General features: G+C 44.3%; 12 protein-coding genes. 8 read left to right on the top strand and 4 right to left on the bottom strand.

All coding sequences use genetic code 11. The annotated features are described in order from the left end of the window. Positions 1 to 19 precede the first annotated feature (19 nt). A complete protein-coding gene (locus tag HUW51_RS06935) occupies positions 20 to 2,320 on the bottom strand; it encodes an InlB B-repeat-containing protein (protein ID WP_185273254.1) in 2,301 nt (766 codons plus the stop codon). Between the two features lie 654 nt (positions 2,321 to 2,974). Between HUW51_RS06935 and HUW51_RS06930 the strand changes: the two genes are divergently transcribed. The 4 genes from HUW51_RS06930 (at position 2,975) to HUW51_RS06915 (ending at position 7,591) form a co-directional block, all read left to right on the top strand. Further along, positions 2,975 to 3,370 carry a c-type cytochrome gene (locus HUW51_RS06930; protein WP_185273253.1) on the top strand — a complete coding sequence of 132 codons (396 nt, stop codon included), beginning with the start codon at positions 2,975 to 2,977 and terminating at the stop codon, positions 3,368 to 3,370. Positions 3,371 to 3,796: 426 nt separating this feature from the next. Beyond that, entirely contained in the window at positions 3,797 to 4,837 is a 1,041-nt protein-coding gene (locus HUW51_RS06925; RefSeq protein ID WP_185273252.1) for an aldose epimerase family protein, read from the top strand. A gap of 84 nt (positions 4,838 to 4,921) precedes the next feature. Further along, entirely contained in the window at positions 4,922 to 6,082 is a 1,161-nt protein-coding gene (locus HUW51_RS06920; protein WP_185273251.1) for a galactokinase, read from the top strand. A gap of 486 nt (positions 6,083 to 6,568) precedes the next feature. After that, entirely contained in the window at positions 6,569 to 7,591 is a 1,023-nt protein-coding gene (locus tag HUW51_RS06915; protein WP_185273250.1) for a UDP-glucose--hexose-1-phosphate uridylyltransferase, read from the top strand. Between the two features lie 299 nt (positions 7,592 to 7,890). Here the strand turns inward: HUW51_RS06915 and HUW51_RS06910 are convergent, their stop codons facing one another. Together HUW51_RS06910 and proS are read right to left on the bottom strand one after the other, a co-directional pair. Beyond that, complete coding sequence (locus HUW51_RS06910; protein ID WP_185273249.1) at positions 7,891 to 8,952, bottom strand: oxidoreductase; 1,062 nt, start codon at positions 8,950 to 8,952, stop codon at positions 7,891 to 7,893. Positions 8,953 to 9,398: 446 nt separating this feature from the next. Beyond that, positions 9,399 to 10,874 carry a proline--tRNA ligase gene (gene proS, locus HUW51_RS06905; protein WP_185273248.1) on the bottom strand — a complete coding sequence of 492 codons (1,476 nt, stop codon included), beginning with the start codon at positions 10,872 to 10,874 and terminating at the stop codon, positions 9,399 to 9,401. 172 nt (positions 10,875 to 11,046) lie between these two features. Between proS and HUW51_RS06900 the strand changes: the two genes are divergently transcribed. Both HUW51_RS06900 and HUW51_RS06895 read left to right on the top strand, forming a co-directional pair. Beyond that, positions 11,047 to 12,351, top strand: coding sequence for a hypothetical protein (locus HUW51_RS06900; RefSeq protein WP_185273247.1), 1,305 nt, complete (start codon positions 11,047 to 11,049; stop codon positions 12,349 to 12,351). A 17-nt stretch (positions 12,352 to 12,368) separates the two neighbouring features. Continuing rightward, on the top strand, positions 12,369 to 13,892 hold the full coding sequence (locus HUW51_RS06895) for an OmpP1/FadL family transporter (protein ID WP_185273246.1): 1,524 nt from the start codon (positions 12,369 to 12,371) through the stop codon (positions 13,890 to 13,892). A gap of 90 nt (positions 13,893 to 13,982) precedes the next feature. Here the strand turns inward: HUW51_RS06895 and HUW51_RS06890 are convergent, their stop codons facing one another. Further along, on the bottom strand, positions 13,983 to 14,864 hold the full coding sequence (locus HUW51_RS06890; RefSeq protein WP_185273245.1) for a hypothetical protein: 882 nt from the start codon (positions 14,862 to 14,864) through the stop codon (positions 13,983 to 13,985). Between the two features lie 183 nt (positions 14,865 to 15,047). On the opposite strand from HUW51_RS06890, the gene HUW51_RS06885 reads away from it, so the two are divergent. Continuing rightward, on the top strand, positions 15,048 to 17,258 hold the full coding sequence (locus HUW51_RS06885) for a S9 family peptidase (RefSeq protein ID WP_185273244.1): 2,211 nt from the start codon (positions 15,048 to 15,050) through the stop codon (positions 17,256 to 17,258). A 163-nt stretch (positions 17,259 to 17,421) separates the two neighbouring features. Next, positions 17,422 to 18,897: a DUF2079 domain-containing protein gene (locus HUW51_RS06880; protein WP_185273243.1), complete on the top strand. Its 1,476-nt coding sequence runs from the start codon at positions 17,422 to 17,424 to the stop codon at positions 18,895 to 18,897. Positions 18,898 to 19,277 lie beyond the last annotated feature (380 nt).

The following is a 19,277-nucleotide window of genomic DNA, read 5'->3' as shown; positions in this document are numbered from 1 at the left end:
GTGGATTTTCAGCAAGCTATTATTCTTTCATAAGCCTTAATACTACTTTTTGCTGGTTGCTATCTTTGTTATGCAGGTGTAAGTAGTAGATTCCTCTGGTCGGCATGTGTTTAGAAAAATTAAACTCTAGCTGGCTGGTTGGTTCGCTTAATTTTAGTTCTCCTGTAGCTAAAGTTTGCCCCACTTCCGATACCAGCGTATATACTACCTCTCCTTGCCAGGCAGAGCCAGGATTTACCTGAACTTGGCCTATTGTAGTAGGCACAGGATAAGCTACCGCCAATATAGTACTGGCTATCGCGCGATTTTCTACTTTAAAACTTACGGTTAAAGGTGGGCCTGCCGTGCCGCCACTAGCCGCAGAGTAGGCCGTAGCCTTTAAAGTATAATTACCTGTAATGGGTGTCCAGTTGTTGTAGTTGCCCGTATTATCGCCGAATAAAGCATAGGGAGTTGTAGTTTCCGTAATGTTTCGGGTTTGCGCACCGCTTAAGCTAAATACCACGCGGCCGGTGGTGGCGGGGTTCGTGTTAGCCCGAATATTTAAATTTTTGACCAAGGCTAGGTTAATAACATCGTTGGCAACTAAATTTCGGATGGGCTGATCGGTTGTGGCATTCATCAAGGTAAAGCTTACCACCTGCGGTCCGGCAGGAGTAAAGTTAGCCGTAATACTTTTATTAACTGTCATGGTTATTGGCAAGGGATTGGTTGTTCCCGTGGCAGCACCAGACCAGCCAGTGAAGCGATAGCCACTGGCCGGCGTTGCCGTTAAAGTAACCGTAGTACCGCTGGGGTAACTGGTTTGATTAGGATTTTTAGTAACAGAGCCACCAGTCGTAACATTTACCTGCAAAGTATAAGTAGGAACCGGTTTTACGGTAACGGTTACAAGTTCTTCATCGGTTAAAACCGGCGAACCTGTATCGGTTACTTTTACAGTAAAGGGGAACGTGCCTGCCTGCGTAGGTTTCCAACTAAAAACTCCCGTGGTGGAATTAATAGAAGATCCGGTGGGGGGCTTAATTAAAGAATACATTTTAGTTTGGCTTGCATTTGCATCAGTGGCCGAAGCTGTAAAGCTTACAGTTTGGCCAACAGTAATGGTTTTGTTGCCAATGGGGTTAAGCACTGGAGCCGTATTGGGTTGTTCCCGGCGCATCAATGCTTCTAGGTAATAATACTCCGCAAAAATAATAGGTACATCTATTTCGGTTCCGGCGGGTTTGTGCCCGGTGCTATGCAGCAAGGTAAATCCCCGGTTTTGTTCTGCTGGTGAAATGTACTGGGTAGAAAGGGTGGTCATTATTTTATCGGCGGTAGCCAAATAACTACTGGCTTGCGTGCTGTAGGTGCTTAATTCGTACAGAGCAGACGCGATAATAGCAGCTGCAGAAGCATCGCGCGGCTCATTTGGAATAAGAGGTGCATCAAAGTCCCAGTAAGGTATTAAGTCAACGGGCAATCGTGGGTGATTTAGAATAAATGCGGCAATTTTTTCGGCGTGTTGCAGATATACCGGGTTCTTAGTTTCGCGGTAGCACATGGTGTAGCTATACAAGGCCCAAGCTTGGCCTCGAGCCCAAGCCGACGAACTACTATAACCCTGAAAAGTGTCTTTTTTTAGTACCTGGCCAGTATTGGCGTCATAGTCCACCACGTGCCAGGAGCTCCCATCCGGGCGGAAGTGGTTTAGCAAGGTGGTATTTGCATGCGATACCGCAATGTTATAATACGATATATCCCCGGTTAACCGGGTAGCCGCAAACAGCAACTCCAAGTTCATCATGTTGTCAATAATTACGGGGTATTGGAACAAGTTAGTACTATGATCCCAGGATCGGATACAACCTGTTTTTGCGTTAAACCGCGTAGCTAACGATTTTGCTGCTTGTATAATAGCATTGCGATACGTGGCATTAGGCTGAAGCCTATAACCAGTGCCGTAGCTGCAGTAAATTTTAAAACCTACGTCGTGGGTACCCGTGTCGTACTGCTCGGGGGCGAGTTTGGCGGTATAAGCTTGGGCTTGCGCTAACCAGAACGGGTCTTTGGTGTGCTCATATAAAAACCATAAGCTCCCCGGAAAAAAGCCACTAGTCCAATCTTTCGTAGCTACCAGCTTTAACGTGCCTGTAAGGGTGAGCGAACGCGGAATAAGTAAATCGGGCCGGTCGGGCGTTTGCGCTAAGGTAATTTCTTGAAGTAAGTGCCTGGTTTGGGTTTGTATGTGCCCAAACGCATTATCCACCGCTACTTGAGCATTACTAGTTAACCACCAAAATCCAAATACAAATAATAGAACTAATTTAACCCTCATAGTTTTATAGAATTATTAAGAACGAAAAAGATGAAAGTAAACTAAGGATACTTAGCTTATGCGAGATCATATTTTAGTGAACTCGTTATGGCTTGGGATTTCAGTTATTTTAAAATAAAGAGCGGTAAGCCTGTAAACATGAGTAAGCGTGTTCGCCTCTGCGTATTGCCGTGTAGATGTTGTAAAAGTAGATACTTAAGTAACCAGCTTTGTTACCCTTTGGGGCTAAGTATAGTGACTAGCCCAGAAGTTTACTCAGAAATAAATGGAGTTTATTGTAGAACGTAGAAGTAATTTTTGCGGACTCAAATGCGGTTATTTTATCTGGAATAGTTGGTAAACACCATAATTATGGTTGACACCATTTTTGATTTTAAAAAATATAGTATTAGTAAGCCAAGCAAAAGAGATAAAATTTGAAAAAAAGGTATAAAAATTGTTACTTAGAGTTTTGTTTAGCAAGCATGTAGCCACGTACAGCTTATAAGGTATCCCCCTTAATAAACGTTTACTAATGTAAAGGTGAATGGCTGGTTTTAGTGTGGTTGAAAAGTGCCGGAACGGTTGTTGTGTTTCAGAGGAATAATTGCCAGTTGATGCATTCCCGGTAGACGTAGAATTTAAATTAATAGCTCCATATACGTAAAATTAAAAATGAAAAAAGTAGTTAATTGTTTTAAAACTGCCGCTTTAGCTGCGGTACTCTTGGCTTCGTCGGCGGCTTATGCCACTACTGGTGTACCGGTGCAAGGATCGGCAAATTTAAAAGGGAAGGCTCTTATGGATAAAAGCGACTGTAATGCTTGCCATCAGATGGAAGTGAAAGTAGTAGGACCTTCTTTCAAAGACATTGCAAAAAAATATAGCGCTGATAAAACGGCTGTAAATAAACTTTCTGATAAAATTATTAAAGGTGGCGCTGGTAGCTGGGGCGATATCCCGATGGCACCGCACCCGCAAGTTTCTAAAGCCGATGCTTCTGAAATGGTAAAATATATTTTATCGTTAGCGCCGGCTAGTGGGGCTAAACCTGCTGCCAAAAAAAGCTAATCTAACGTAACAACAATTTTAAAAAGGCCGGTAACAAGTAGTTGCCGGCCTTTTTTATTGAATTTAATTATTGGGTTTAGCGGAAATATCCGGTGTTTTTAAGCATTTTAAAGTTACAACCTACAACAGGGTTTGCTTTTATTGAAACAAATTCGCTTTTATAAATTATGCCTTTGTTATACTTGCAACCTTAAACCAGGTATTAGCCTTGGTTTAATTACTGATTTTTTAGTAGGTTATGCCGGATTTTATAAATACCGGTAGTTTCGTGGATGGAGTAAATAAAATTTTTAAAATTTAACGCTCATTTTAATTCCTTGAGGGTAATCTGGCGTAAGCAAAGTTTAAAACGAATCCATCAGAAAAGCCGAACAAAGTGCTGCTACGATTCCCGGAGCAGAAAATAGATCTACCAATAATAAACTCATGCAAGAAGAAAATTTTGGTAAAATCCCGGATGGTACCGAAGTAAAGCTGTATACGCTTACTAATAAACAAGGTACGATAGTAAAAATCACCAATTACGGCGGCATTATCACACAAATTGTTACCCCGGACAAAAACGGACAAGCTGGCAACGTGGTATTGGGGTTTGATAACCTGGATACGTATTTAGCCGGACATCCTTACTTTGGTGCTATTGCCGGCCGTTGCGCCAACCGCATTGCCCAAGGCAAATTCACCCTGAATGGGCAAGAGTACACCTTAGCCATAAACAACGGACCGAATCATTTACACGGCGGTTTGCAGGGTTTCGATAAACAAGTGTGGACTGCCCAAATGCTGCGCGAGCAAAATGCTTTACAGCTAACCTACATTAGCCCAGATGGAGAAGAAGGCTATCCGGGTACCTTAACTACCATAGTTACTTATACACTTACGGAGGCAAATGAATTAAGAATAGACTACGAAGCTACTACCGATAAAGCCACCCCGATTAACTTAACCAACCACAGCTATTTTAATTTGTCGGCGGGGCAGGCCGAAGATGCTTTAAACCACGAGGTGTATATTCAGGCAGACCGGTACACGGTAATCGACGATAACTTAATTCCTACCGGAGAGTTACGGCCTGTAGCTGGTACGCCCATGGATTTCAACACCCCGCACACCATTGGCTCGCGCATTGCCGAGGTAGATGGCGGCTACGACCATAATTACGAGCTCACCAAAAAACAGGACGGTCAACTGGAATTAGCGGCCTGGGTATATGAACCATTAACCGGCCGGGTACTAGAGGCTTATACCACGCAACCGGGCATGCAGTTTTACTCTGGCAACTTCCTCGATGGCTCTTTAACTGGTCCGGATGGTAAAATTTTTAAAAAACACTACGGTTTTTGCCTCGAAACCCAGCATTTTCCCGATTCACCGAACCAACCCAGCTTTCCATCTGCTATCCTGAACCCTGGCGATACCTTTAAGCAATCCACTGTTTACCGGTTTCTGGTGCAGGATGAGGCCTAAGGTGCCTGGTTGTAAACAAGCCAAAAATCTCTGCGTAAACCAAGCTATTATCAGCCGTTCACTTTGGCTGCTAAATCTAAAACTATGATCAACGAGATAATTTTAAAATTTAAAGAACTTTACAAACAAGAACCGGTACTAGTGCGCTCGCCGGGTCGGGTAAACTTAATTGGCGAACATACCGATTATAACAACGGCTTTGTGTTACCGGCTGCCATTAATAAAGAAGTTTACTTTGCCGTGGCTCCTAACAACACGAACCTGTTCCGGGCCTACGCTTTTGATTTGCACGAGCAGGCCGAGTTTAGCTTACAGGACGTAAAAAAATCAGACATTGGCTGGGCTAATTACCTGTTGGGCGTAATCGCGCAAATGCAAGAAGCCGGTCACCAGTTATCTGGTTTTGATGTGGTATTTGGCGGCAATATTCCCATTGGGGCGGGTTTATCCTCTTCAGCAGCCATTGAGTGCGGACTAGGCTTTGCCTTAAATCACATCTTTAACCTAAACATCGAAAAGTTTGACCTGGTAAAAATGGGGCAGAAAGCCGAACACGAATTTGCCGGTGTGATGAGCGGTATTATGGACCAGTTTGCCAATACTTTCGGCAAAAAAAATCATGTGGTAAAACTCGATTGCCGGTCGTTGGAGTACCAGTATTATCCTTTTGATATTACCGATTACCGCATTGTGCTGTGCGATACGCAGGTAAAACATTCGCTGGCCTCCTCGGAATACAATACCCGCCGAAAAGAATGCGAAGCCGGCGTAGCCTTGTTGCAAAAATATTACCCCGAAGTACAAAGCCTGCGCGATGTTACCGAAGAAATGCTGGCTGCCCACGAAAGCGAATTTGAACCCATTATCTACAAACGTTGCCGCTACGTGGTGCAGGAAAATAACCGCGTAGAAGCGGCCTGCCAAGATTTAGAAAACAACGACCTAGCTGCGTTTGGGCAGAAAATGTTCGCATCGCACCAGGGCTTACAACACGACTATGAAGTAAGCTGCCGGGAGCTGGATTTCTTAGCTGATTTGGCACGGCAAGATGATTCGGTTTTAGGCGCCCGCATGATGGGTGGCGGTTTTGGGGGCTGTACTATTAACCTAGTAAAGCTAAGCGGCCTGGATGCCTTTACGCAAAAAATGACCACCGCCTACCAGCAAGAATTTGACGTAACCCTAAAAACCTACGTCGCCGAAATCGTAGACGGAACCGGTTTAGTTGGAAGGTTAGAAAGTTAGAAAGTTAGAAAGTTGGAAGGGTAGGAGGTTGCAGGTTGGGAGTAAAGAAAGCTCCCCTCCTTGGATAAGGAGGGGTTGGGGGTGGTTGACTATAGCAGTGGAAGATGCAAGAACGTAACCACAATCAGAAAAATTTAAAAATCTACTCCGCCAGAAACGCAACAACTTAAATCCTGCTAAAGCGGGCAATTGAATTAGGTGGGTAAACTTACTTTATTGGTATTAAACTCAGGAGAAAATAAAATTTTTAAAAATTTATAATATAGAGTTGCTACGGTTTAACATGAAGGGGTATTTGAGCAGTTAGAAGAGGATTCAGCGGAAGTCACCGCCCAGTTTACCACCCCCAACCCCTCCTAAAGCAGGAGGGGAGCTTTCTTTACATGTACCTAGTACCATTTTACCACTTCAATTATTTATCACTTTAATCCGTGGACCGTCGACCATGGACTGTTAACTATTAACTATCGACTAAAAACTAAAACTATGGCATTTGATTTAGCAGAACATCCGCACCGAAGATATAATGCACTTACCGGCGAGTGGGTTTTAGTGTCGCCACACCGGGCCAAACGGCCTTGGCAAGGCCAGCAGGAAGAAGTAGAAAAAGAAACCCGGCCGGCTTACGATCCAAAATGTTACTTGTGCCCCGGCAACGAACGGGCAGGTGGTGAGAAAAATCCGCCGTATACCGAAACTTTTGTTTTTAACAACGACTTTGGCGCTTTACAGGAAAACACGCCCACCGGCAGTTTCGAAAAAAGCGGATTGTTAAAAGCCGAAAGCGAGCGAGGTATTTGCAAAGTTATCTGCTTTTCGCCCCGCCACGACCTGACCTTACCCGATATGGCAGTAGCCGATATCCGGAAAGTAGTGGATCTCTGGCAAAACGAATACGAAGAACTGGGCAAACTCGACTTCATTAACTACGTCCAGATTTTTGAAAATAAAGGCATTATTATGGGTTGCAGCAATCCGCACCCGCACGGTCAAATCTGGGCGCAAAGCTCTATACCCGTGGAGCCGGCTAAAGAATTAGTTCAGCAGCAAAATTACTATAGTGCCAATAACCGCAGCCTACTCCACGATTATCTGGCCATAGAGCTGGAAGAAAAAAAACGCATTGTGGTAGAAAACGAGCACTTCGTAGCCTTAGTCCCATTCTGGGCGGTGTGGCCTTTCGAAACTATGATCGTGAGTAAGCGCCATTTCGGGAATCTGAGCGAGATGACCGAAGCCGAAAAAGATGCTTATGCCGATAGCATTAAGAAGTTAACCACCGTTTACGATAAGGTGTTTAACGTATCATTCCCGTACTCGGCGGGTATTCACCAAACCCCAACGGATGGGCAGGAACATCCGGGTTGGCATTTTCACATGCACTTTTATCCGCCTTTGCTGCGTTCGGCTACGGTTAAAAAATTTATGGTGGGTTACGAAATGCTGGGCAACCCGCAACGCGACATTACCCCCGAAACTGCCGCTGATCGTTTACGGAGTTTGGTGTAGTAAAACGATTTGCAGGAGAAACAGCCAGAAGATACAAGCTTGTTTGGTGTATCTTCTGGCTATTTTTTATGTCATATGGTTAGAATTAGTAGTTTGGTAAAAGGGAAAAAGTTAAAATTCCTGCTTAGCAGTAGAAAATTTAAAAAAATCAACCACCCCCAACCCCTCCTTATCCAAGGCGGGGAGCTTTTTTGCGATTAATAAATAGCATCAACCAGTTAGCAGAATCCATTTACAACCTGCAACTTGTAACCTGCAACTAATAACTTTCCAACCTTTTAACTTTTCAACCTTCCAACTCAATCAACCAAAACCGTCCGCTTCTCATTGTGGCTTTGCTGGGCTAGTTCTATGAGCTGAATGCCAAGCGCAGCTTCTTCGGGTTCTACTTGCAGTTCCTGGTCTAAGCGAATGGCTTCGTAAACGTTTTGGTAGAAACTAGGGAAGGAGCCGGGTAACGTTTCGATGGTGCCGGTAAAGTGTATGCCGTTTAGCTGCGTATTAAGCTTACCCCAATCCGCAGTAGGCTCCTGGCCCCAGGTAGGTCCGGTAGGTATTTGCCCTGCCTTTAAAGCTTCTTCCTGTGGGTCGATGCCGTATTTATGAAAAGAACCTTCGGTGCCGTTTAAAATATAACGCGGACCGGGTTCGCGCACCAGATAACTGGATTTGATGCTGGCTACCAGGTCCGGATAATGCAAGGTAATATCGTAGTAGTCATCAATCTTGCCTCCGGGGCGTTGCGTGCCTAAGTGCGCGGTAATGGCTTGCGGTTTGCCGAATAAAACCAAAGCCTGGTCGATCATGTGGGAGCCCAGGTTATACAATAAACCGGACCCAGGGCCGGTTTCTTCTTTCCAGGTGTTGGCTTCTATGTAATTCCGGAAACGGTCGTAATGGGCTTCGTAATACACGAGTTTACCCAGGAGTTTTTGCGTAACTATTTGTTGAATGGTGCGGAAATCGCCGTCCCAGCGGCGGTTCTGAAAAACCGTTAAAATGCAATTCTGCTCTTTAGCCAGCGTAATCAGTTCAGTTGCTTCCTGGGCTGTAACAGTAAAAGGTTTTTCCATTACCACGTGTTTCCCGGCGCGTAAAGCCTGCTGTCCCATTTCAAAATGTAGCGCATTGGGCGTGTTAATTACTACCAGCTCAATGCTTTCGTCTTGAATAAGCGCTTGAAAATCACGGACTACTTCTACTTCCGGGTACCGCAATTTCGACTTTTCGCTGCTGCGTTCCAGCACTTTGGTTAGTTTAAAGTGCGGACTAGCTGCCAGCAAAGGACCATGAAATACCAAACCAGACATGCCAAAAGAAGCTAAGCCCACCGTGATCGGGGCATTTTGAGAAGAAGCCATAAGTTGCTGCAACTTGTTTTACCGGAAAATTCAAATATACAAGCAAAGCCAGAGGAAGCAATGTTTTGTAAGATTTTCTTGAATGGTAAGATTATTTAGATTTGATTTTAGTACATCCGCAGAAGATGAGAATTAATGGAGCGATGATAGCGAGGATAGAAATAAAAATTTTTAAAATTTTCTGATTCTAGCGACTTCTCTCTGGCCAGTGTTGGTTTAATTTCTTAACCATCCGGATTTCAAATCCGAGTGCTCTGTAAAATGAAATAACAAATCCCGTTCAGCTTTCTTAATTCTGAATAAACGGCACTTAACCATTACTAGAAACTGCAAACAGGAACATGAAAAACTAACCCCGGTAAGTTTTATAACTTACCGGGGTTAGCTTAAAATATAAAAATCCTGATACTTGTGTCCTGATACTTGCGCCTAGAATTTACTAGTGTCTAGTAGGCTCGGGCAAAATGCACGCGACGGCCAGAAGGTTTACCGGTTAAAATACAAGTTCCTTCTTCGGCTTCGGCATCCAGGGCAATGCACCGGATGGTGGCTTTGGTTTCTTCTTTAATGCGCTCTTCCGTTTCAGGGGTGCCATCCCAGTGGGCTAATACAAAACCGCCTTTGGTATCCAGCACGTTTTTAAATTCTTCGTACGAATCTACTTTGGTAATGTGCTCTTCCCGGAACTGGAAAGCTTTCTGGTAAATGTTCTCCTGAATTTCATTTAACAAATCAGCTACTTGTGCATCTAAGTTTTCGAGCGGATAAGTGGTTTTAACTTTGGTATCGCGGCGGGCTACTTCGGCGGTGCCATTTTCCAGATCGCGGGCGCCAATGGCAATACGTACGGGTACGCCTTGCAGCTCGTACTCGGCAAACTTCCAGCCCGGCTTCTGGGTATCGCGGTCGTCAAACTTTACGGAAATGCCGCGCACTTCTAAAGCTTGCTTTATCTGTTTGGCTTTTTCCGAGATTTGAGCCAGTTGCGTTTCGTTAAAAAATACGGGAATAATTACTACTTGGATCGGAGCCAGCATAGGAGGTAATACCAGGCCATCGTCATCGGAGTGGGCCATAATCAAAGCGCCCATCAAACGGGTGCTCACACCCCACGATGTTCCCCAAACGTATTCTAAGCCGCCTTCTTTCGTCGCAAATTTTACATCAAAAGCTTTCGCAAAATTCTGACCCAGGAAATGCGAGGTGCCGGCTTGTAAGGCTTTGCCATCCTGCATCATGGCCTCAATGCAATACGTTTCCAGGGCACCAGCAAAACGTTCGTTCGGGCTCTTTACGCCGCGTACAACGGGCACGGCCATGTATTTTTCGGCAAACTCGGCGTATACGCCCAGCATTTGTTCGGTTTCCGCAATGGCTTCCTGGGCCGTGGCGTGGGCAGTATGGCCTTCCTGCCACAGAAACTCTGAAGTGCGTAAAAACAAGCGCGTGCGCATTTCCCAGCGTACCACGTTGGCCCATTGGTTTAACAACAGCGGTAAATCGCGGTACGATTGAATCCAGTTTTTGTACGTATTCCAGATTACCGTTTCGGAAGTTGGCCGCACAATTAATTCTTCTTCCAGTCTGGCGTCCGGATCCACCACAATACCGCTGCCATCTTCGGCGTTTTTAAGGCGGTAGTGCGTTACTACGGCGCATTCTTTGGCAAAACCTTCTACGTGGTTGGCTTCTTTACTGAAGAAAGATTTAGGAATAAACAAAGGGAAATAAGCATTGCTATGACCGGTTTTCTTGAACATGTCATCCAGAATGCGCTGCATCTTTTCCCAAATGGCATATCCGTACGGTTTAATTACCATGCAACCCCGTACCGGCGAGTTCTCGGCTAGGCCAGCTCTTTTTACTAACTCATTGTACCACAGGGAGTAATCTTCGCTTCTTTTCGGTAAGCTTTTGCTCATTTTTCTATTATTTTTCGTATATTTGTATTGGAAAATTCGTAGTTATTTGGTACGAGATTTGACAATTAAAATAATATATCAAATCTGCTCAAAATTACGTTAAATTATAATAAAGCCAACCTTTAACGGGCGGCTGTTTAAATTTTGTACTAAGAGTTATAGCCCCTATACCATGAAATACTTACATAAACTAACGTTGGTACCATTGGCAACCCTCCTGCTGGCAGGTTGCAGTGGGCCTACTGCCATTCAGTCATCTACCGAAACGGATGATTTATATTATGCTTCAACGGATAAAACCGTTTTTGCCAGCAAACCTACGGCGGCTGTAACCGAAAATAATGTAGCTACGGAAGCGAATACAAATACCAACAGCGACGAAGTAGCTAATCCGGAATATTCGGGTACTACTAACAATAACCGCAGCAACAGCAGTTCGTACAGCGATTACGATTATTACTCCGAAGATTATACCTATGCTTCGCGGATTCGTCGGTTTAACAGCCCGTACCGGGGCATGTCTTATTACGATTTTGCCTACACCGATCCGTATTGGTACGGTTCTGGCTTTAATGCTTACAATCCATTCTACGATCCGTTCTCCTATGGTTATGGTTCGGGCTTTTACCGTCCGGGCTTCTATACAGGTCTTTCTTTAGGCTTGGGCTTTGGTAATCCGTTTTTCTCGCCTTATGCAGGTTATGGCGGATTTTACAATCCGTACGGCTACTATGGCGGCGGCCTTTTCTCAGGTTATCGTAATGGGTTTTATAACGGCTATTACAATGGGTTCTATAACGGCTTTTATGCCAATGGCGGCAACTACGATCGTTATCCTACTAACTTTCGGCCACGGAATTATGGCCCACGCCCAGAGCGCAGCGTAGTGCCTACCGATCGTAATACAGCCGGTAATCGTGTAACGCCTAATACGGGTAGCCGGGTAGGTGATAATACTGGTGGTCGTCCGGCTCGTATTGTGAGCGGTGGTGGCTTAATCGCGCCTAATACTGGTACTGGTAGTGGCTCTCGCGTTGGCGATAATTCCGGAACAACTACGCAGCCGCAAGGCCGGGCGGTACGGGGTGCTCGTACCGGGGTTGTTAATCCGGTAGATGCTGGTTCGGTAATTACGCCAAACAACAACCAGCCAGCGCGGGTAGGTACCGACAATGCCAATATCTACCGGCCATCTACGCGTCCGGTTCGTCGGTTCGAAGGCACCATCTCGAATGAGCCTGCCCCAACCCCACCTAGCTTCCCGGCCGAAACGCAACGGCAAAGTCGGCCAGCACGGGTAATTGAATCCCGGCCACGGACTTTTGAAACCACGCCGCGGCAGGATATCTTCCGTTCGCAGCCTGCTCCACGCAACAACGATTCCTGGAGCCAGCCAAGCCGGTCTTCTTTCCCATCTGGGGGTGGCAGTAATGGTGGCGGCGGCAGCAGCGGTGGCGGCAGACCCAGACGTAATTAATTTCCTACTGATTTAAAATGAAGAAATATAGATTTTTAATAGCCGGCTTAATCTTTTTAAGCTGGACAGGGAAGGTATCGGCCCAAACCGAGGTCGATGCCCTCCGTTATTCCCGCACCGATTTTGGTGGTTCGGCTCGCATGCAAGGTATGGCGGGGGCGCAAACAGCTTTAGGGGCAGATATTTCTACGATATCGGGTAACCCGGCTGGTTTAGGCTTGTACCGCCGTTCCGAAATTTCTTTTACACCAGGTATTAGTTTATCCGGCAGCGAAAGCCGGTTAAATGGCAGTACCAGTGCTACGGATCAGCGCAATATTTTGAATATCCCTAGTTTAGGTATTGTTTTTACGAAACGTAAATCCGATACCGACGAAAGTGACTGGCGCTCGGGTGCCTTTGGTATTGGCTTAACCCGCTTGAACAATTTTCAGAACCGGTTTAGCTACGGTGGCCCCGTTGATCAAACCCGGTCTATGGTACAGTCGTTAGGAGAAACAGCTATTGCCAACCAACGCACCGAAGCTGACCTGGATGCAGAATATGACAACGGCATTAATACTTTAGAAGGCTTAGCTTATTCTACGTACTTAATCGGGGTAAATAAAATTCCTACTAATCCAAATAATCCCAATTCGCCAACTCAGGAAGAAATTTACGTAGAGTCGCAGGGGAATTTAAGACAGAACGAAACCATAACCAGCAAAGGCGCACAGAACCAATGGGACTTTTCGTACGGAGCCAGTTACCGCGATAAGTTGTACCTGGGGGCTTCGGTTGGCCTTACTACGGTGCGCTACAACCAGACGCGCGTTTACCAGGAAGTGGATGCCGATGCGAATACTGATTTTCAGGATTTAACCTTAAGCGATGAGTTTACTACTACCGGTTCGGGTATAAATTTAAAAATTGGGGTAATCGTACGGCCAGTGGATGCGGTGCGTATTGGTTTATCGGTGCAAACGCCAACGTTCTATACCTTGCGCGATCAGTACACCACTTCTATGGCAACTACTTTTGGCGGTTCTACGCCAGGTAACTATAATGCTAGTGTTGTGCCCGGCGATTTTGAGTATACTTTAACTACGCCCATGCGGGCCAATGGGGGAGTTGCTTTTTTTGCCGGTAAAAACGGGTTTATATCCGCAGATGTAGAATACGTAAATTATGGCGGCGCCCGCTTAAATAACAGCAACGGTGCTGATGCTTTTTCCGGTACCAACGATATTATTAAAAATACCTACCAGTCTACCTTAAATTTCCGGGTAGGCGGTGAGTACCGGTATAATGTTTTCCGGGTAAGAGCGGGCTATGCGTTGTACGGCGATCCTTATAAAAGCAGCGCTTACGACCGCGATAAAAGATACATTACGGCTGGCGTAGGTATTAAGCAGGAAAATCACTTTTTTGATTTAGCGGTGGTAAACTCCCGGTACAACAGCGTGTATTCGCCTTATTCTTTAATAGATAATTTGCAACCCGTAGTTAATTCCGAAAATACAACTAACAGCGTGTTATTTACCGTTGGGTTTAATTTTTAAAAATTTAATTATTTAAAAAAGCGCGGCTCTGATTTACCGGAGCCGCGCTTTTTTTTGAGTATTTTGAAAACGGGCTGCACCTTGATTTACTTACTTCTCTACTTTTAATTCAAATCTTAAAGAATCCTGCGTTCTGAAAACTTCGCTGATGCGGAGTACCGCCATTTTATTCTTTCTGGTTCTAAAGGCTAACACATCATTCACTTTTAAATTTTCCGCTCTGGCTTGCCCCGGAGCAGAGGGATAGGCATTTTTTATTTTAGTAACATTATTAATTTCATTAAAACCTTCAAGGGTTAATGCGGTTCGAACTAAGGAATCTCCTTTTATTAAACTTAAACTAGGTTTTTGCGTGCCGATGTTGTTTAACACAAAATCAATATTAGCGCTTTGCTCGTTTATCGCGTAGGTCGGGAAAGCAGTACCAGTTGCCGATGCAAAAGTATAAAGGCTGACTGGCACAACTAAAGGATTAACCCGGATAAGCAGCACATTACTATAGGTGTAGTAAGTTGATTGATATGTATTAGCCGTGCTCGTAGTTCTGATGCGGACAGATCTCGTATAAGTTTTATTATTACTATCAGTTACGGTAAAGTTCCAGGTTTCCCGACTAGCTAAATTACGGGGCGTATAAACTACCGGCATCGAAAATGATTTGGTTTCTGGGGCTAAGGTAGAATCTAAATAAATCATCTCATACTTCTTATCAGGAGTGGCGGCGGTATCGTAGTTGAGAGTTACCAAAAATTTAGTTAAGCTCACGTTTTCGGCGGGAGCCTGGGCGTACACGCCCGTAGTAACTGACGCACCACCCGGCTTGGTAATATTTTCCGAAACGTAATTCTGATTGGTACTGGAAACCAACTGCAGCACCGTAGGCGCTTCCGGTTCGTTGTTACAGGCAGTAACTAAAACCGTAAAAAGCAATAAGAAAATCGGGGCAAACGTAGAATTAAAATTTTTCATCATGTAAGTACCAGGCAAAATATGTGTTCTTAGAACGAATCAAAATTACTTATTCTGTATACGATTTGATACTAACCTTCATTATAATTTAAAATTTGGTTCAGCGTTCTGGTTACTACTTATTGGTGAGAGGGAATAGTTTCGTGTAAAACCGGTAACTTTGCATCGTTAATTTTTAACTGTCTTATGCGTATACTTTTTTATAAACATTTCTCTTTTTTACTTCTTATTTGGCTGTTCTCCGGAGCGGTAAATGCCCAGCAAAAACAAAAAATTACTTTAGAAGATATCTGGCAGCAAAACACCTTTGCTGCTAAAACAGTGAGTGGTGTAGATTGGGCTAAAGATGGACGTTACTATACCTCCATGGTAGCCAACGACCAAACCAATGCTACCGATATTATCCGCTATAACGTTACCAACGGCCAACCGGTAGCTATGGTAGTAGCCGGGAAAGATTTAAAAGTAGCGGGTAGCGATAAGCCCATTGATTTTGAAGAGTACACCTTTAGTGCCGACGAGCAGAAGATACTTTTTGCGACCGAAACCGAACCTATTTACCGGCATTCTTCGCGTTCCGAGTATTACGTGTACGATGTAAAAACTAAAACTCTCCGGCCTTTAAGTAGCAAAGGAAAACAGCTTTTTGCTACCTTTTCGCCGGATGGTAGCCGGGTAGCCTTTGTGCGCGATAATAATTTGTTTTACGTAGATTTAGCCAGCAACCAGGAAAAGCAAATTACCACCAACGGCGAGCGCAATAAAATTATAAACGGCGGCACGGACTGGGTGTACGAAGAAGAATTTAGTTTTGCCAAAGCTTTTTTCTGGTCACCGGACGGATCTAAAATTGCTTTTTATACCTTCGACGAGAGCCAGGTAAAACAATACACGCTGCAAATGTGGGGTCCTTTGTACCCGCAGGATTATACTTTTAAATATCCTAAGGCCGGCGAGGCAAACTCGGTAGTAACTATTTCGGTAGTAGATTTAAATTCCAATAAAACTACCCGTCAGGATATTGGCACTGAAACCGATATTTACATTCCGCGCATTGGCTGGACCGAAACGAAAGATTTGCTTTGGATTCAGCGCATGAACCGTTTGCAAAATACTTTGGAAATACTGCACGCCAACGTAAACACCGGCAAGACTACGGTTGCGTTACGCCTCACCGACAAAGCTTATATTGAGATTACAGACGATTTAAAATATTTAAAAAACGGGAAGCAGTTTATTATTTCCAGCGACAAAGACGGCTACAACCACTTGTATTTGTATGATATGCAAGGCAAACAACAGCAGCAACTTACCAAAGGCAACTGGGACATAACCGATGTAGTAGGTGTTGACGAAAAACAAGGTTTGGTGTATTATATAGCCGCCGAAGTATCGCCGATGGAAAAGCAACTATACAGCGTAAACCTGAAAGGTAGCAACAAAAAACGGTTAACCATAGCCAAAGGCACGCACCGGATCAGTATGAGTCCGGATTTTACGTACTACCTCGATTACCAGAGCACCGCCAACACTCCGCCGGTAGTAAGTTTGCACGCCGCTCCCAGCGGTAAATTAGTAAAAACCTTAGAAGAAAATACTCAACTGAATGCCAAATTAAAGCAGTTTGATCTATCGCCGTTGCAGTTTATCTCGTTTAACACCAGCGAAAATGTAAAACTGAATGCGTATGTAATTAAGCCCAGCAATTTCGACCAATCTAAAAAATATCCAGTATTGATGTTTGTGTACGGCGGTCCGGGTAGTCAGCAGGTATTGGATACATGGAATAGTGGCAATTACTTCTGGTTTCAGATGCTGGCGCAGCAAGGCTATATTGTGGCTTGCGTAGATAACCGGGGTACAGGCGGGCGCGGAGCCGCTTTCCGGAAAATTACCTACGCCAACTTAGGCCATTACGAAACTATCGACCAGATAGAAGGCGCCAAGTATTTCGGGAATTTGCCTTACGTAGATAAAAACCGGATTGGTATTTGGGGCTGGAGTTTCGGGGGTTACATGACCTCGTTGGCTTTAACCAAAGGCGCCGATTATTTTAAAACTGGTATTGCCGTGGCACCCGTTACTAACTGGCGCTATTACGATAATATCTACACCGAACGTTATTTAAAACGGCCACAAGAAAACGCTGCTGGCTACGACGAAAACTCGCCGGTAACGCACGCAGATAAATTAAAAGGCAAGTATTTGCTCATTCATGGTACCGGCGACGATAATGTGCATTTCCAAAATGCCGTAGCCATGGAAGATGCGTTAATTGCAGCCAACAAACAGTTCGATTCGTTTTATTACCCCAACCGCAACCATGGCATTTCCGGCGGCAATACCCGCCTGCACCTATACACCATGATGACTAACTTTGTGCTGAAGAACTTGTAAGGGAAATTGGTGAATTTTTAAAAATTTTACTTTTTATTAACGGAAAAGCCATTTTGAGGATGATTTTTAGTCTTGTTCTCGGAATGGCTTTGCTGTTATGCTGGAATTCAAAACTTGTCTTTACAGCATTTAATTATCATCTACTACTAAGGATTATTTAATAATGATTGCTCCGGCATTAAAAAGCCACAAAATTCTACTAATTCTCCTGATCGTATTTGGGATTATTTACGGACTTATATCGCTGGTTAATCATTATAACTTCCGCACGTATGCGCTTGATTTAGGTTTGGTAAACCATGCTATTTATGATTACGCGCACTTCCGGGTGAATTACTCTACCTTATTGGTAGATGCTGCTCCTATGAATTTTCTGGGGTCGCATTTTACCTTATTGCCCTTGCTGTTCTCGCCTTTGTACTGGTTGCTGGGTTCCTACACGTTATTAGTCGTGCAAATTGTGGCAGTTTTGTTTGGGGGTGTGGGTATTTACGTTTATTGCCGGCACCGCTCTTCCAGCCCGACTATGCCGTTGTTAGTTACGGCTCAGTTTTTTTTTATGTGGGGAATTTACTCGGCCCTGGCTTTTGATTACCACGATAATGTGGTAGGGGCCATGTTGCTACCTTGGTTCTTCCATTACTTCGACCAGAAAAAATATTGGTTGGCTTCCGCGTTTTTTGGGCTACTAGTTATCAGTAAAGAAAACATGGCTTTATGGGGCGTTTTTATTGCGGTGGCTTGCCTGGGTAAATACTTCCCTGATAAATCTGCCCGGAAAGTAGCGTTGAGTTTAGCCGTTATTACTACCGCTTACTTTATCATAGTTACTTCGGTAATTATGCCGGAATTAAATACTACCCATCGCCAGTTTGCCCAATTAATCCGGTACCAACATTTAGGAAATTCTTTTGGCTCTATTGTTCAGTATTTATGGCAACACCCGGAAGTTATTTATTCGCATTTATTTTTAAATACTACCGGTAATCCTAAGTTCAATTATATCAAGGCCGAGTTATACGGGATGATTTTGCTTTCCGGTGGCGTATCTTTCCTTTTCCGGCCCTGGTATTTGTTTTTATTATTGCCAATTTTCGCCCAGAAATTATTGACCCACGATTTTACTTTGTGGGGCATTAATTACCAATATTCCATTGAGTTTGCCCCGGTATTGGCCTTGGCTACCTTCGAAGCCTCGACTAAGTTTAAGCCGGTTTTTCAAAAAAGATATTTAGTGGCCTTTCTGGTGCTTACTTTAGCGGCTACCAGCGTTACTTTAGTAAAACGTAAATCGAAATGGTTTATAAAACCTTTGGTGCAGTTTCAAAGGCGTATGCATTACCGTTCACTTTTCGACCGGGAAAAACTACATGCGATGTTGCAACTGATTCCCAAACAGGTTTCCGTAAGTGCTTCCTCTTGTTTAACTCCCCGCTTAGTAGAACGAGAAAAATTGTATCATTTCCCGGTAATCCGCGATGCTACGTATATTGCCTTGGTTAAAACAACGGAAGAAGGAACCTACCCGCTTACTCCCGCCGCTTATACCCAGAGCATAACTCAACTCCGGCAAAACTCAAATTTTAAAATTATTTACGAAGACGAGCAAGCAATTGTATTTCAGAAAATAAAGATGTAACGCAGTTTCCAATTAAATCAGAGAAGCTGACTCAAGCCTTATGGATTTAGAAATTTAGTTTTCTGCTGCAGCAATATATATAGCATTTATCCTCCCCCTACCCCCTCCAAAGGGGGACTTATCTTCTGCTGATTAAATCTAAAAGTTCATGTTACTAATTCATCAATTAACAAATTCAAAAATTTCCTAAAGGCAGAAAGACAAACATCAACCGTAGCTAAGCGTTACTGACACCAGTTTGGCTATTGAGGGCCTTCTAAGGTTCCGGATCTGCGCAGCAGAATTCCGAGGTACGAGGAAAGGAAGCTTAGACAGCCCGAAAGAGCCAAATGAGGCCCGCCGGCCATGAGGCAAACTCAGCCCGTTCAAATACGTTGGGA

This window comes from Adhaeribacter swui (assembly GCF_014217805.1).
GTDB classification, from domain to species: Bacteria; Bacteroidota; Bacteroidia; order Cytophagales; family Hymenobacteraceae; genus Adhaeribacter; species Adhaeribacter swui.
This window is presented reverse-complemented; position numbering and strand designations above follow the sequence as displayed.

Coding starts and splice junctions, on each gene's coding strand:
- HUW51_RS06930 (WP_185273253.1), top strand. CDS start 2,975: ATGAAAAAAGTAGTTAATTGTTTTAAAACTGCCGCTTTAGCTGCGGTA.
- HUW51_RS06885 (WP_185273244.1), top strand. CDS start 15,048: ATGCGTATACTTTTTTATAAACATTTCTCTTTTTTACTTCTTATTTGG.
- HUW51_RS06920 (WP_185273251.1), top strand. CDS start 4,922: ATGATCAACGAGATAATTTTAAAATTTAAAGAACTTTACAAACAAGAA.
- HUW51_RS06910 (WP_185273249.1), bottom strand. CDS start 8,952: ATGGCTTCTTCTCAAAATGCCCCGATCACGGTGGGCTTAGCTTCTTTT.
- HUW51_RS06925 (WP_185273252.1), top strand. CDS start 3,797: ATGCAAGAAGAAAATTTTGGTAAAATCCCGGATGGTACCGAAGTAAAG.
- HUW51_RS06900 (WP_185273247.1), top strand. CDS start 11,047: ATGAAATACTTACATAAACTAACGTTGGTACCATTGGCAACCCTCCTG.
- HUW51_RS06880 (WP_185273243.1), top strand. CDS start 17,422: ATGATTGCTCCGGCATTAAAAAGCCACAAAATTCTACTAATTCTCCTG.
- HUW51_RS06935 (WP_185273254.1), bottom strand. CDS start 2,320: ATGAGGGTTAAATTAGTTCTATTATTTGTATTTGGATTTTGGTGGTTA.
- HUW51_RS06915 (WP_185273250.1), top strand. CDS start 6,569: ATGGCATTTGATTTAGCAGAACATCCGCACCGAAGATATAATGCACTT.
- HUW51_RS06890 (WP_185273245.1), bottom strand. CDS start 14,864: ATGATGAAAAATTTTAATTCTACGTTTGCCCCGATTTTCTTATTGCTT.
- HUW51_RS06895 (WP_185273246.1), top strand. CDS start 12,369: ATGAAGAAATATAGATTTTTAATAGCCGGCTTAATCTTTTTAAGCTGG.
- proS (WP_185273248.1), bottom strand. CDS start 10,874: ATGAGCAAAAGCTTACCGAAAAGAAGCGAAGATTACTCCCTGTGGTAC.